Consider the following 13470-nt stretch of genomic DNA (forward strand, 5'->3'; position numbering starts at 1 on the left):
GTGCGGAACTCGCCAGCTGGCAACGCGGGCGGGGACCGGGCGCACGTACCACCTGTCACATCTGCAACACCCATGGTGCGTCACCGGGGCCCCGCCCGTCTCCGAAAGCGGGGTGTGATTTGTGCCGGTGTCCGCTTCTGACGTGACGGGCCCGTGACGCGACGACGGTGCCGCGCCCTCGGCCCGGGCCTCGGCGCGTCGGCCCGGGGGCGGGGGCCGCGCCCTGCGGTGCGGCGAGCACGCGCTGGGTCCGTCGCCACGCGGCCGACGGGTCGGGACGGGCGCCGAGCAGCTGGCGCCAGGCGTCGAGGACGGACAGCTCGTGGACGAACTGCGGCTGCCCACGGCCGGCGAGGATGTCGGGGTAGTCGCCCAGGACCTGGTCGACCTCGTCCGCCCTGTCCCGCCACAGCGCAGTCCACGCCTGGAGGGTGCGCAGGTGGAGCACGTAGTTCGGGGGCGGCGACTGCTCGAGCGCACGGCGAACCATCCGGTCGGCCTCGTCGAGCTGGCCGAGGGCGATCATCGGTTCCGCGGCGTTGCCGATGAGCATGACGCCGCCGGAGCGTTCCAGGCCCTCGGCGCGGGTGCGGTCCATGCCCGCGAGCGCGGCGTCGCGCGCCTCACGGAAGCGGCCGGCGAGGTTGAGCTGGTTCGACCAGTTGATCCAGAACCGCACCGAGGTCCGCGGGCGCGTCTCGGAGTCGGCCCGCGCCGCCTCCATCTCCGCCATGCCGAGCTCCTCCTGGCCCGTCGCGCACAGCGCCATCGCCCGAGAGTTGCGCGCGCTGCCGCGGTACGCGGTCTCGCCGACGGCGTCGGCGGCCTGGAGGGCCCGGTCGGCGACGGTGAGGCCCTCCGCGTGCTGTCCGGTGAGGATGAGGTAGGTGCTCAGCAGCTCCAGCACCATCGCCCGGACGGCGGTGGGACGTTCCGGCGAGGTCAGCGCGACGGCCTCCCGCAGCACCTCGACCGTGCCGTCCCGCATGAGGTTGCCCATCGCGCGGGCCTTCAGCGCCAGACGCTTCGCCCGCACCTCCGGGTCCAGCCCGGGCGGGGACTCCCGGAGCGAGGCCTCCACGAGCGCCAGCGCGCGCTCCGGCTCGCCGGCCCGGACGGCGGCGCCCGCCGCCTGCTGCAGCACCCGGTCAAGGGTGCCGGCCACCGACTCCGGCTCGGTGACGCGGTCCCACACCTCCAGCGCCTGCTCGTACAGGGCGAGGGCCTGGTGGTGCGCCGGCGTGCGCACGGCGGCGCGGGCAAGCGCCGTGCGGAAGCCCTCGTCGACGCGGTGGGCCGCGAAGAGGTGGTGGATGAGGTCGTGGCTGTTCGCCACCGAAAGGCCCGGGCGGTTGGCCAGGGCGTCGGCGAACCGGCTGTGGAGACGCGCGCGCTCCCCGGGCAGCAGGTCGTCGTGCAGCACCTGGGACAGCAGCGCGTGACGGAACCGGTACCCGGTCCCGGAGGCACGAGGACGACGGCGTCCACGGCCTCGCGCAGGGCGGCGTCGAGCTGCGGGGCGGGCAGGCCCGCCACCTCGGCGAGGAGCTGGTGGTCCACCTCCAGGCCGGCCGCCGAGGCGGCCCGCAGCACCTGCAGGGTGTCCTCGCGCACGGAACGCACGCGGGCGAGGAGGGCGTCGCGGAGGGTGCCGGGCATGCTGACGCCGTCGGCCGCGGCGCGGGCGAGCTCGTCGACGAAGTACGGCACGCCCTCGCTGCGGCGCACGATCGCGGCCCTCGTGGCGTCGGGGAGGCCCGGCGCCAGGTCGAGGAGAACACCACCTTCGGCATGTCCCGCCAGCGGCGGGCGAACTCGATCTGCGCCGGTGTGGCGCCAGGCTCCTGGTCCGCGGTCGGCCAGTGAGAGCTCATCGCCTCCCACAGCCTGCGCCCGTACAGCGCCAGGCCCGTCGCCCCCACCCGGTCGGACCACCACTGGAACTGCTCGTCGCTCGGCACGCCCCAGCCGAGGTCGTCGCCGGGTGCGGCGACGTAGCCGTCCAAGCTCACGTTCATCGCGAAGGTCAATTTTCCCATGGCGTCAGCCTCCCGCGCTCGGAACCGGACGTCAGGCCAACGGGGCGCGGAGAGACCATCGGTCGGACCGCACCCTGGAGGACCGGCACCAGGCGGGCGACGGCGGCGCGCGGCCCGCGCGCCTCGAGACCGCGCAGACGCTGCGCCCGGCGGACGCGGGCGACGGCGGCGGCGAGCTGGGGCGTGACGGTGACGGCGATGACGACGGCGGTGCCCAGGTGGTGCAGCGACGCGGGCAGGCAGCGCAGCGCACGCTTGGGGTTGGCCAGGGCGTTCGCCGCCCCGAACGCGACGATCAGCGCCGCCAGGCGGAGCCCGCCGTACACGGCGCCGAGCAGACCGGCGAGGTGGACGGGCCCGAGCAGCTCCACCCCGACCAGCAGGTCGGGCAGCGGCACGCCCGGCAGGTCGAGCACCACGGCGCTGGCGTCGTCGACCCCGACCAGCACGTAGAAGAACACCCGGACCGCGACGACGACGGCGCCCAGCACCAGGTAGGCGCCGAAGGCACGGGCCCAGGGCGAGCCGTCGCGGTGCACCGCGACCACCAGGACGACGGCGGCCAGCAGGAGGAGCACGAGCACCGGGTTGGTGGTGCGGGTCAGGGCGACGGCGACACCGCCGGCCCACGCCCACCAGCCGAGCGGGTGCAGACGGCCGCGGCCGGCCGGGCGCGCAGTACCGGTGGGCACGGTCGGGTGACGGAGGCCCTGCCCGGCGACGACGTCCTCCCGTCCGCCGGGCTCAGCGCCACCCGGGCGGTCGACATCGAGGCCCCGCCGGGCTCCGTCTGGCCCTGGATCGCCCAGCTCGGGCAGGGCCGCGGCGGCTTCTACAGCTACGACGTGCTCGAGAACCTCGCCGGCTGCGACATCTACAGCGCCGACAAGGTCGTGCCGGAGTGGCAGGACGTCGCCGCCGGGGACGAGATCCGTCTCGCGCCGGAGGTGGCGCTCTCGGTCGCGGACGTGAGCCCGCCCCGGCACCTCGTGCTGCACGGCGGCGTCGCGCCCGGCATGCCGGCACCCCGTACGACTTCACCTGGGCGTCGTGCTCCGCCCGACGTCGGGCGGCGGCACCGCCTCCTCGTGCGCGAGCGGTACGGGTGGCAGCGGACGCTCGCCCTGGGAGGTCCAGGTGTAGGTGGTCTCCATCGGGAAGGGGCCCTGTGCCGTTCGCATGACCAGACGCTCGTGCGGCACGAAATCGACGATCTCGTACGTCAGCTACGTACGTCCGAGCATCGATCGATGTACAGCTACGTACGTCTGAGCATCGATCGATGTACAGCTACGTACGTCGAGCATCGATCGATGACAGCTACGTACGTCTGAGCATCGATCGATGTACAGCTACGTACGTCGAGCATCGATCGATGTACAGCTACGTACGTCTGAGCATCGATCGATGTACAGCTACGTACGTCTGAGCACGATCGATGACAGCTACGTACGTCGAGCATCGATCGATGTTACAGCTACGTTACGTCTTGAGCATCGATCGATGTACAGCTACGTACGTCGGTCCGGCGCCGGACGGAGCGCGGACAGGGCGCCACGCGCGTCGCGGTACGGGCCGGGGCGAGCGCCGCGAGCACGGTGACGGCGGTGCCCGTCAGCAGCGGGACGGTCACCAGGGGAACCGTCAGCGGGACAGTCTCGGCGACCTCGACGCCAAGGTCGGCCCCCTGCAGGAACCACAGGGCGCCCTGACCCAGCGCGAGGCCGAGCACCAGCCCCGCCAGGGACGCCACCACGCCCAGCACGCCCGCCTCGAGGAGCACCGAGCGGTGCACCTGCGCCTTGGTCGCGCCCACGCAGCGCAGCAGCGCGAGCGTGCGGGCCCGCTGAGCCACCAGGACCTGGAAGGTGTTCGCGATGACGAGCGCGGCGACGAACATGGCCACGGCAGCGAAGGCGAGCACGAAGTAGGTCAGGGTCTGGGCCTGCCCCGTCAGCTCCGCGGTCCTGGCCTCGGCCTCCTCGACGGCGGTGCGCACGTCGGCCCGCGGCAGCACCGCGCGCACCGCCTCGGCCACCTCGTCGTCGGTGCCGGCGGCGCCCGCCACCAGCACCTCGTCGTAGCGCAGCCCGCCCGGCTCCGCGGCGGCCCACGCCTCCGCCTGAGCGCGGGGGACGAGGACGGTGGAGGCGGAGCCGAGGATCGCCGGCGGGTCCTCGACGAGGCCGGTGACGCTCAGCTCCTCGGAGGCGACCTCCCACCCGGCGTCGGGCGAGGACCCGGCCGTGGTAGCGGTTGCGGTCGGTGGACGGTGCGCAGCGGCTGGCCGGGCACCGGGGCGCTGGGCCTGGGTGCTCGCACCCGGCCGGCAGTCGCGCGTGCGGCGGGGGCACCGCACGGTGGTAGGACCCGGACGCGAGCACGCCGAGACCGACGCCATGAACTCTAGGCAGCGCCGGTGTCCGTGAGGCGGTCGCCGGGTTAACAGAGGGTGAACTGCGCCTGTCGTCTCGCTCACAGGGATCGAGCATCGGTTCCGTGCCACAGTCCAGAGGCCCCTGTCAGGCCGCCCGGATCTGGTCGACCGCGGCCATCACCCGCGAACGAAGGTCGTCCGAGATCGGGGCGGAGCCGGCAACCCGCGGGTCGGCGACCCGCTCCTGGCCGTCCTCCGAGGCGATGTAGGTCAGGAGTGCCCTGACGTTCTCCGCGTCCTGCGCGGACTCGTACACGGAGCACGCGATCGTGTAGGAGATCAGCACGATGGGGTAGGGTGACCTGGACGTGGACCTGTCCACCGTTGAGGGCACCGGCGTCGGCGGCCGTATCCGCAAGCAGGACGTCGAGGCCGCCGCCGAGAAGGCCGCCGCCGAGAAGGCCGCCGCCACGGCACCGGCGCAGGCGCCCGCGGCGGCAGCGCCCACGAGGACCCCGGCTCCCGTCGAGGTGTCACCCCTGCGCGGCACGACCGAGAAGATGTCGCGTCTGCGCAAGGTCATCTCCAAGCGCATGCGCGAGTCGCTCGACACCTCGGCGCAGCTCACCTCGGTGGTGGAGGTGGACGTCACCCGCATCGCCGGCCTGCGCTCCCGGGCGAAGTCCGCGTTCCAGGCGGCCGAGGGCACGAAGCTGACGTTCCTGCCGTTCTTCGTCAAGGCCGCGACGGAGGCGCTCAAGGCGCACCCGAAGCTCAACGCCACGATCGACGACGAGCAGGTGATCTACCACGGCGCCGAGCACATCGGCATCGCGGTCGACACGCCGCGCGGTCTGCTCGTCCCGGTCATCAAGGACGCCGGCGACCTGACGATCGGCGGCATCGCGAAGAAGATCAACGACCTCGCGGCCCGCACCCGCGACAGCAAGGTGACCCCGGACGAGCTCTCCGGCTCGACCTTCACCATCACCAACACCGGGTCCGCCGGGCTGCTGCTCGACACCCCGATCATCAACCAGCCCGAGGTCGCCATCCTCGGGGTCGGGACGATCGTCAAGCGCCCGATGGTCGTCGCGGACGCCGACGGCAACGAGACCATCGGCATCCGCTCGATGATCTACCTGTCGCTGACCTACGACCACCGACTGGTCGACGGCGCCGACGCCGGCCGTTTCCTCTCCACCGTCAAGGCGCGCCTCGAGGAGGGTGCCTTCGACGCCGAGGTCGGCCTGTGACGCGCTGACGCGCCGCCCTGCCGCGGGGCCCCGCACCGGCATCGGTGCGGGCCCCGTGCGTCTGCGCCGGACCGCCGTTAGCGTGACCGCATGGCGACCCCCTCGGTGAGCACCGTTCCCGCCGCACCACGCACCGCGCCGACTCGCACGGTGCTCGTCGCCGGCTCCAGCGGCTTCCTGGGGCACCATCTCCTCCGGCACCTCCGTCGCCGCGGCGACGTCGTCCGGCGCTCGTCCGGCGGGGGCCGCAGAGCGAGGAGGAGTTCCGGTGGGACCCGGCCGCCGGCGCGCTCGACCGCGCCGCCCTGGACGGTGTCGACGTGGTCGTCAACCTCGGTGGCGCCTCGCTGGGCCGCCTGCCCTGGATTGCCTCCTACAAGGAGGAGATCCTCCGGTCGCGCGTCGACGGCGCGCGGCTGCTGGCCGAGGCGGTCGCCCGGTCGGTCGACGGGACCGGCGGCGGCGTCCGCCGGAGGGTCCGGTTCCTCCAGGCCAGCGGGACGGACTTCTACGGCGACCGCGGGGACGAGGTGCTGACCGAGGCGAGCGGACCGGGCGAGGGCTTTCTCGCGGAGGTGTGCCGGCGGTGGGAGGACAGCGCCGCCGCCGAGGTCGAGTGGGTGGCCAAGAAGCAGCTGCTCGACGGCATGCGCCGGCGCGAGTCGCTGCCGTGGGACCACCCGAAGCTGCAGGCGCTCGACCTGCAGTGGGCCGACCTGCGCCCCGAGCGCTCCGTCGTCAACCGCCTCGCCGCCGCCGGCCGGCTGGAGCGCCTCGTGCCGGACGCCGACGTCGCCTCCGCCGAGCACACCCCGCCGGCCGACACCCGGGCCTGGTTCCGCGGCCAGGTCGTCGCCCGCTACCCGGGCCAGGTGGCCGGCGCCAGCTGGGAGTCGGTGGTTCTCGACGTGCCCGAGAACGAGCACCTCGTCAGGGTGCCGATGAACGACCCGCTGCGCGGCACCCGCGACCACGTCGGCGCCCTCCTCGAACGCTCGGCCACCGCCGCGGAGCTCCTCGAGAACCTCACGGCGCCCCGGACGTTCTAGGATCAGGACAACCCGAGGGAGGGAGCACGACATGGCAGAGCAGGAGCAGCGCCGCACGACCCGACGCGAGGACCCGGGCCCCGAGGCCTTCGACCCGCCCGTCGCCGCCGGCGGGCAGGTTCGCACCCAGGAGGTCGACGACCTCCTCGACGAGATCGACTCCGTGCTGGAGGCCAACGCCGAGACCTTCGTGCAGGGTTTCGTGCAGAAGGGCGGCCAGTGACCGCCAGGCGGATCTTCGGCCTCGAGACCGAGTACGGCATCACGTGCGCCCCGCCCGCCGGGCGGGGCGCCGCCGTCGGTGGGGCCGCCGCCGACGGGGCGAACGCTCGCCCTCGGCGCCCCGCGTGACGGCGACGACCGCGGGTCCGCTCGCGAGCCACCGGCGGGCGACGGCGGCCGGGTCCTCCTGCGGGTACAGCCAGCTCAGATCCTCGTCCGAGGCCTTGACGACGTCGGCCTGGCTCACCAGCTGCTCGACCGCCGCCCGGGTGGCCTCCCGGTCCGGCATGAGGTCGGGGCGGACGTTGGGGTCGTAGCTGACGGTCGCCTCCGCGCGGTGGCGGGCGACCGTCTCCAGGACCGTGCGGGAACCCGGCTCGAGGACGGCCGCGATCGACCCGGTGTGCAGCACGCGGGGCCTGAGCGCCGGGTCGGGCTCCGGCGGCGCCCACTCGAGGTCGAAGACGTAGGTGGCGGCGCCCGAGTCGTCGAGGCGGGCCCGTGCCGTGGAGGTGCGCGAGGCCCGGGCCGAGGCGGCCGAGAGCCGCACCTCCTCCAGCTCGAGGTGCGAGCGAAGCAGCGCCCCCGTGGGCGTCGGCGCCGAACCACGAGACGAGCTCGACGTCGCGCCCCAGCCGGGCGAGCCCGACGGCCACGTTGGCGGGCGACCCGCCGGGGTGCGCGGACGGCTCCTCGCCGGGCCGCTCGACGATGTCCACCAGCGCCTCGCCGACGACGAGCGCGAAGCCCGTCGCGTCGTCGTGCGGCAGGCCCTCCGGGGCGCGGCCGTACGCGGCGGAGGTGGGAGCGGTGGGCCCCTGCGAGAGCTCGGGGTCACCCTCCGGGCGGAACGGGTCGTGCTCCGCCGGGGCCTTGGCGGACCGCTCCGTGGGGCCGCCGTCGCCCCCGGGCGCGTTGCCCGCACGCGCGGGCGGCCTCGCCCCCTCCGGCTCCGGGGTGCGGTGGACGTCGCTCATTCGGTCTCCTCCTCGGGCAGGGCGGCTGCGGCGTCCTCGAGCGCGTGCTCGCGCCGCACCGCCGGGTCCTGCCGGCGCTCGCGGGCGGCCGGCTGCGTCCCGTCCGCCGCGCCGTGGGCGGCGTCCAGGCGAGCGCGGGCGTCGTCGAGCCAGGACTGGCACCGTGCGGCGAGCGCCTCCCCGCGCTCCCACAGGGCCAGCGCGTCCTCCAGCGAGGTCGAGCCCGCCTCGAGGCGGCGGACGACCTCGACCAGCTCGTCCCTGGCCTGCTCGTAGGTCAGGGTGGACACGTCGGGCAGCTCGGACACGTTCTGGCTCACGGCGGACAGTCTCCCATCGGGCACCGACTCGTGCAGGCTGCCCCGGGCGTCCTCCTCGCGCGGGACGCCTCAGGCGTCCTCGTCGTCGCCGTACCCGACCTCGAGGACGAGCCGGCCGTGCGCCAGCAGGGCCTCCACCTGGTCGCCGGGCTCGACCTGAGCCGGTTCGCGCACCACCTCGCCGTCGTGGGTGCGCAGGACCGCGTACCCCCGTGCCAGCGTCGCGGCCGGCGAGAGCGCACGGAGGCTGCCGACGAGACCGCGGAGCTCGCCGTCGGCCCGGTCGGTGCGCGGCGGCAACGACGATGAGGATCAGGGTCAGGTCGGTCACCGACCCCAGTCTGGCGCACCGGCCCCGGCCCCGGCGACCGGCAGCACGGGCCGGTCGCCCGCGCGGGCGTCGGTACCGGTGCCGCGGGTCAGCGGCGCGTCATGCTCCTGGCGTGGCCGCGCACCTCGTCGAGCCGGGCCACGAGCTCCTCGGGCCGCGCGTACGCCGGGACGTCCTCCGGGGCGCCGAGGCTGAAGATGTCCTCCACGGGCGTGTCGCGCACGTCCGAGCGGCGCGGCCTGAGGTCGGCCCCCTTGAGCTCGTCCGAGCGCCAGGCGGCGAGGGACTCCCGCAGCCAGTCGGACCAGCCGCTCTCGGGGCGGCGCCCGGCGAGCAGCACGAGAAGTATCGCGAGCGCGCACAGGACCGAGACGAAACCTCCGACGAATGCTCCGGTCATGCACCCAGTATGCCTACGGGTCGTCCCCCGGCCGCCGGGGGCCCCGCCGTGGACGCCGCGTCCGGGGTGACGTTCGTCACGACGCGGGCAGCGGCTCCTTCTCGAGCCGCTGCGAGATCACGGTGGTGACGCCGTCGCCGCGCATGGTCACCCCGTACAGGGCGTCCGCCACCTCCATGGTGCGCTTCTGGTGGGTGATGACGATGAGCTGGGAGCTGTCGCGCAGCTCGGTGAAGATCTCCAGGAGGCGCCCGAGGTTGACGTCGTCCAGCGCCGCCTCGACCTCGTCCATGACGTAGAACGGGCTGGGGCGAGCCTTGAAGATGGCCACGAGCAGGGCCACCGCCGTCAGTGAGCGTTCGCCGCCGCTGAGCAGGGACAGCCGTTTGACCTTCTTGCCGGCGGGCCGGGCCTCGATCTCGATGCCGGTGGTGAGCATGTTCTCCGGGTCGGTGAGCACGAGGCGCCCCTCGCCGCCCGGGAACAGGCGCGGGAAGACGTCGTCGAACTGCCGGGCGGTGTCGGCGAACGCCTCGGAGAAGACCCGCTCGACGCGCTCGTCGACCTCCCGCACGATCTCCATGAGGTCGGCCCGCGACTTCTTCAGGTCCGCGAGCTGGTCGGTGAGGAACTTGTGCCGCTCGGCCAGCGCGGCATGCTCCTCGAGGGCCAGCGGGTTGACTTTCCCGAGGCGGGCGAGGTCGCGCTCGGCGGTGCGCAGCCGCTTCTCCTGCTCCTCGCGCACGTACGGCCGCGGCGGCGCCGGCTCCTCCCCCTCCGGCACGGGTGCGGTCGACGGGACAGTACGGTCGGGGCCGAACTCCTCGACGAGCACCTGCGGATCCAGCCCGAGCTCGGCGACGGCCCTCTCCTCGAGCTGGCTGATACGCAGGCGCTGCTCGGCGCGGGCTACCTCGTCGCGGTGGGCGACGTCCGTCAGGGCGGCGAGCTCGGTGCCGATCTCCTCCAGCTCCGCCCGCACGGCGGCGATGGCGCGCTCGCGCTGCGTGCGCTCGTCCTCGGCGCGCTCCCGGTCGGCGGCCGCGGCCTCGTCGGTGCCGCCGGGACGCTCGTCCACCGTTGGTCCGCCGACGGCCTGCCGCTCGGCGTCGCGGTCGCCCTCGTGGTCGTGCTCGTCGGCGGCGTCTTCGCCCGGTCCGCGGCCGACGGCGTGGGCGTCTTCCTCTTCGGCCTCGCCGGCGTCCTGACCAGCCAGACCATGACGTTCGTCAGCCCGAACGGTGATGTGCTGGTCACCGACGAGGTGCTCAGCTTCGTGTGGCTGCTCGGGCTGCCGGTGGCGGCCGCGCTCACCATGCTCACGCCGCGACGGTGGTACTCCGACGCCCCGGTGCCACGCCGCGGCCGGGCGGCAGGGTGAGCGCTCCGGCCGCCGACGGCATGGCGGAACTGGTCGAGCGGTACCGGGCGACGATGGGGCGCCTGCCCGGCGGAGTCACGGTCGTCTCGATCCGCCAGGGCACGCTCGACCTCGCCATGACGGCGACCGCCGTGGCGTCCGTGTCGCTGCGCCCGCCGATGGTGCTGTTCTGCGTCTACAGCGACGCCCGCCTGCGTGAGGTGCTCGACGAGGTCGACACGTGGGCGGTGAGCATCCTCGACGCCACCGCGTCCGTGGCGGCGGAGCGGCTCGCGATGCCGGGGCGGCCCGCGTTCGGCCAGCTGATCGGCGTGCCGCACCACCGTGGGCAGCGCTCCGGGGCCGCCCTCGTCGACGCCGCCCAGGGGTGGGTCGAGTGCCGCACCGCGTGGATCCGCAACGCCGGCGACCACGACGTGGTGGTCGGCGAGGTTCTCGACGCCCGCCCCGGCACCACCGGCGCCGGCGCGCTCGTGCACCACCTGGGCCGGGTACGGCCGCTGACGTAGCCGCGCCAGGGTGCGGGACTCTGCGGCCGGAGAGACGCCGCAGGCACCGTAACGATGTGGTGACGTTGGGCACGCACCGTCGTCGCGCGCAGGCGCTCGTCCTACCATTCTCGGGTCGCACGAACGCGGCACAGGGGGAAGTGAGGACGTTGTGTGACTGACCATCGAGCACCCGGACGGGGAGCCGTCGACCACACCGACGGTGCTGACGCCACCCCTCAGGAGACTACCCCGGCCGGCATGTCGGACCTCGACTCCGTACTCGCCCGCCGGCAGGAAGACCCCGGCGTGACGCCCGCACCTTCTCGCGAGGCCGACCGGCACGACGCGTCCGCCGGCCGCGACGGGGAGCCACCTGCCCCGTCCGCCGCGGAGGATCCCGACGCGACGGGCGCCCCGGCCGCGCCTGGAGCTGCGCGTCCGCGACGGGGTCGATCTCGTGTCGCTCCACGCGCCCGGCGCCGACGTCGAGCTCGACGTGCCGGAGGAGATCACGCGGCACCTGTTCGTCACCCGCTGACCCGGTCCGGTCCGGTCGGTCAGCGCCGTCCGGTCCTCCCTGGCAACGTCGGGGACATCCCTCCACCCTCACGAGCGCCCCGAACACCTCCGGCCGACCGCGCTCTCACTCCGTCCTCACGAGCGCCCCGAACACCGTCCGGATGCTCGCGTTCGCGCTCCGTCCCGATGACCGCGGCGTGACGACGCCTGAGTTCCGTGCCGCGGTTCACGGTGCCGTTACCGCGACACGGGCAGTTCCGCGTCGACCCGGCCGTCAGCGAGCGCTTGATCGTGGGCCGGAAGCCCGTGATCTGGGACTTTGCCCTGCCTCGATATGGATGCGATGTGTCGGGGAAGGAGGGGGCGCCTCGGTGACATGAGACACGGTCGTGATCCAAACGTGACATACGGATGGTCCATGGGTAGTGTCCTACTCGCTCCACGAACCCTCCTCGTGGACAGGGCCGGCCGCGCCGGGCTCACGGCACGCGGTAGGTCCACCCGTCGCTGAGGAACTTCGTCTCCATGAGTTCCTCCGCACGCGCGAGCTCGTCGGGCCGGTAGTCCGACATCCGGGTGTCGTAGCGCGCGGAGTGTGCGACGAACGCGGCGACGATGTCCTCGCGCGCCATCCCGGTCTGGGACCGCATCGGGTCCACGCGCTTGTTCGCGCTCCTGATGCCCTTGTCGGAGAGCTTCTCGCGGCCGATGCGCAGCACGTCGAGCATCTTGTCCGCGTCGATGTCGTAGCTCATGGTCACGTGGTGGAGCACCACGCCCGAGGCGAACCGCTTCTGTGCGGCGCCGCCGATCTTGCCGTGCTCGGAGGCGTCGTTGAGCGGTACGTACCGGGCTTTCACCCCCAGGGGTTCGTCAGGGTGAGCGTGGAGACCGTCGGCTCGCCCAGCCGTACCGACGCCGGCACCGTGCGCACCACCTCGACCCGCTTCGGGGAGGCGGCGAGGACGGTGTCGACGACGCAGGCGAGGACCACCAGGGCCACCCACAGCCACAGCGTCAGCGGGCGCGGCCACAGCAGCACGGGCAGGACGCCGGCGGCCGTGAGCAGCGCCGCGCGGGTGGTGGGCACCATCAGCGCGGGACCGGCACCGAGCCGAGCACGCCGTCCAGCACGGTCTCGGCGGTCACGCCCTCCAGCTCCGCCTCGGCCCGCAGCTGCACCCGGTGGCGCAGGGTGGGGTGGGCCAGGGCCTTGACGTCGTCGGGGGGTGACGTAGCCGCGGCCGGAGAGCCAGGCCCACGCACGGGAGGTGGCGAGCAGCGCCGTCGCACCGCGGGGCGAGACGCCGAGCGACAGCGAGGGGGAGGTCCGGGTCGCGCGCACCAGGTCGACGATGTAGCCGAGGACCTCGGGGGCCACCTGCACCCCGGCCACCTCCGCGCGCGCGGCCGCGACGTCCCGCGGTCCCGCCACGGCCGAGACGCCCGCCGAGGCGAGGTCGCGCGGGTTGAAGTCGTGCGCGTGGCGGTTCAGGACCTCGATCTCGTCGTGGCGCTCCGGCAGCGGCAGGATCAGCTTGAGGAGGAACCGGTCGAGCTGGGCCTCGGGCAGCGGGTAGGTGCCCTCGTACTCGACGGGGTTCTGGGTGGCGATCACCATGAACGGGTCCGGCAGCGGGCGCGGCTCGCCGTCGACGGAGACCTGCCGCTCCTCCATGGCCTCCAGCAGGGAGGCCTGGGTCTTGGGCGGGGTGCGGTTGATCTCGTCGGCGAGCAGCAGGTTGGTGAACACGGGACCCTCGCGGAAGGAGAACTCGGCCGTGCGGGCGTCGTAGACGAGCGAGCCGGTGACGTCGCCCGGCATGAGGTCGGGGGTGAACTGCAGGCGCTTGGTGCCCATGGCCAGCGACGTGGCGAGCGTGCGCACCAGGAGGGTCTTGGCCACGCCCGGCACGCCCTCGAGCAGCACGTGCCCGCCGCACAGCAGACCGATGACCAGGCCGGTGACCGCGGCGTCCTGCCCCACGACGGCCTTGCCGACCTCCGTGCGCAGCGCACCGAGGCGCCGCCGCGCCGCCGAGTCGGCCACCTGCGCGGAGCCACGTGGACCGACAGCTCGAGGGAGGCCTCGCGCAGGCCGCGCCAGC

The 13470-nt window shown here is 73.9% G+C and carries 14 protein-coding genes and 7 pseudogenes; 7 read left to right on the forward strand and 14 right to left on the reverse strand.

Features of this window, described 5'->3' with window-relative positions; all coding sequences use genetic code 11:
* Positions 1–55: 55 nt before the first annotated feature.
* Complete coding sequence (locus DA06_RS20440) at positions 56–1423, reverse strand: hypothetical protein (protein ID WP_418608357.1); 1368 nt, start codon at positions 1421–1423, stop codon at positions 56–58.
* Between the two features lie 128 nt (positions 1424–1551).
* On the opposite strand from DA06_RS20440, the gene DA06_RS20445 reads away from it, so the two are divergent.
* Positions 1552–1866: a hypothetical protein gene (locus tag DA06_RS20445; protein ID WP_418608358.1), complete on the forward strand. Its 315-nt coding sequence runs from the start codon at positions 1552–1554 to the stop codon at positions 1864–1866.
* Here the strand turns inward: DA06_RS20445 and DA06_RS20450 are convergent.
* Together DA06_RS20450 and DA06_RS20455 are read right to left on the reverse strand one after the other, a co-directional pair.
* Positions 1767–2039, reverse strand: a pseudogene (locus DA06_RS20450) (dihydrofolate reductase family protein); the annotation flags it as partial. The gene DA06_RS20445 and the pseudogene DA06_RS20450 sit on opposite strands and share 100 nt — an antisense overlap.
* A complete protein-coding gene (locus DA06_RS20455; protein WP_418605890.1) occupies positions 2027–2731 on the reverse strand; it encodes a hypothetical protein in 705 nt (234 codons plus the stop codon). The gene DA06_RS20455 and the pseudogene DA06_RS20450, both read right to left, overlap by 13 nt.
* A gap of 6 nt (positions 2732–2737) precedes the next feature.
* Here DA06_RS20455 and DA06_RS20460 point away from each other — a divergent pair, with 6 nt between their 5' ends.
* Entirely contained in the window at positions 2738–3373 is a 636-nt protein-coding gene (locus tag DA06_RS20460; protein WP_418605891.1) for a hypothetical protein, read from the forward strand.
* Between the two features lie 143 nt (positions 3374–3516).
* Here DA06_RS20460 and DA06_RS20465 read toward each other — a convergent pair whose 3' ends face one another.
* Together DA06_RS20465 and DA06_RS20470 are read right to left on the reverse strand one after the other, a co-directional pair.
* A complete protein-coding gene (locus DA06_RS20465) occupies positions 3517–4440 on the reverse strand; it encodes an FtsX-like permease family protein (protein WP_418605892.1) in 924 nt (307 codons plus the stop codon).
* A 121-nt stretch (positions 4441–4561) separates the two neighbouring features.
* Complete coding sequence (locus tag DA06_RS20470) at positions 4562–4762, reverse strand: hypothetical protein (protein ID WP_043503919.1); 201 nt, start codon at positions 4760–4762, stop codon at positions 4562–4564.
* Between the two features lie 22 nt (positions 4763–4784).
* Between DA06_RS20470 and sucB the strand changes: the two are divergent.
* The 3 genes and pseudogenes from sucB to DA06_RS20485 form a co-directional block, all read left to right on the forward strand.
* A pseudogene (gene sucB, locus DA06_RS20475) lies at positions 4785–5672 on the forward strand (2-oxoglutarate dehydrogenase, E2 component, dihydrolipoamide succinyltransferase); the annotation flags it as partial.
* A gap of 299 nt (positions 5673–5971) precedes the next feature.
* A pseudogene (locus DA06_RS20480) lies at positions 5972–6721 on the forward strand (proteasome accessory factor PafA2 family protein); the annotation flags it as partial.
* Positions 6722–6752: 31 nt separating this feature from the next.
* Complete coding sequence (locus tag DA06_RS20485) at positions 6753–6944, forward strand: ubiquitin-like protein Pup (RefSeq protein ID WP_043503932.1); 192 nt, start codon at positions 6753–6755, stop codon at positions 6942–6944.
* 39 nt (positions 6945–6983) lie between these two features.
* Here DA06_RS20485 and DA06_RS20490 read toward each other — a convergent pair whose 3' ends face one another.
* The 6 genes and pseudogenes from DA06_RS20490 to DA06_RS20515 form a co-directional block, all read right to left on the reverse strand.
* Positions 6984–7523, reverse strand: coding sequence for a PfkB family carbohydrate kinase (locus tag DA06_RS20490; protein ID WP_418608127.1), 540 nt, complete (start codon positions 7521–7523; stop codon positions 6984–6986).
* A 16-nt stretch (positions 7524–7539) separates the two neighbouring features.
* A pseudogene (locus tag DA06_RS20495) lies at positions 7540–7920 on the reverse strand (PfkB family carbohydrate kinase); the annotation flags it as partial.
* Positions 7917–8240 (reverse strand): exodeoxyribonuclease VII small subunit, encoded by a 324-nt coding sequence (locus DA06_RS20500; RefSeq protein ID WP_418605893.1) that lies wholly within the window; start codon positions 8238–8240, stop codon positions 7917–7919. The gene DA06_RS20500 and the pseudogene DA06_RS20495, both read right to left, overlap by 4 nt.
* A 69-nt stretch (positions 8241–8309) precedes the next feature.
* Positions 8310–8540, reverse strand: coding sequence for an exodeoxyribonuclease VII large subunit (locus tag DA06_RS20505; protein WP_418605894.1), 231 nt, complete (start codon positions 8538–8540; stop codon positions 8310–8312).
* Between the two features lie 119 nt (positions 8541–8659).
* Positions 8660–8971: a hypothetical protein gene (locus DA06_RS20510; protein WP_043503947.1), complete on the reverse strand. Its 312-nt coding sequence runs from the start codon at positions 8969–8971 to the stop codon at positions 8660–8662.
* Between the two features lie 76 nt (positions 8972–9047).
* Positions 9048–10157 (reverse strand): annotated as a pseudogene (locus DA06_RS20515) (chromosome segregation protein SMC); the annotation flags it as partial.
* Here DA06_RS20515 and DA06_RS20520 point away from each other — a divergent pair.
* On the forward strand, positions 10095–10352 hold the full coding sequence (locus DA06_RS20520) for a hypothetical protein (RefSeq protein WP_418605895.1): 258 nt from the start codon (positions 10095–10097) through the stop codon (positions 10350–10352). The pseudogene DA06_RS20515 and the gene DA06_RS20520 overlap by 63 nt on opposite strands.
* The gene (locus DA06_RS20525) at positions 10349–10861 is read left to right on the forward strand and encodes a flavin reductase family protein (RefSeq protein WP_418605896.1); all 513 of its coding nucleotides are present in this window, start codon (positions 10349–10351) and stop codon (positions 10859–10861) included. The genes DA06_RS20520 and DA06_RS20525 overlap by 4 nt, the downstream gene beginning before the upstream one ends.
* Positions 10862–11841: 980 nt before the next feature.
* Here the strand turns inward: DA06_RS20525 and DA06_RS20530 are convergent.
* The 3 genes and pseudogenes from DA06_RS20530 to DA06_RS20540 all read right to left on the reverse strand — a co-directional run.
* Positions 11842–12228: pseudogene (locus DA06_RS20530) on the reverse strand (lipoate--protein ligase family protein); the annotation flags it as partial.
* Positions 12219–12455, reverse strand: coding sequence for a hypothetical protein (locus tag DA06_RS20535; RefSeq protein WP_418605898.1), 237 nt, complete (start codon positions 12453–12455; stop codon positions 12219–12221). The pseudogene DA06_RS20530 and the gene DA06_RS20535, both read right to left, overlap by 10 nt.
* A pseudogene (locus tag DA06_RS20540) lies at positions 12455–13412 on the reverse strand (AAA family ATPase). The gene DA06_RS20535 and the pseudogene DA06_RS20540 overlap by 1 nt, the downstream one beginning before the upstream one ends.
* Positions 13413–13470: the final 58 nt, after the last annotated feature.

Source organism: Georgenia sp. SUBG003 (genome assembly GCF_000715355.2).
Classification (GTDB): Bacteria; Actinomycetota; Actinomycetes; order Actinomycetales; family Actinomycetaceae; genus Georgenia.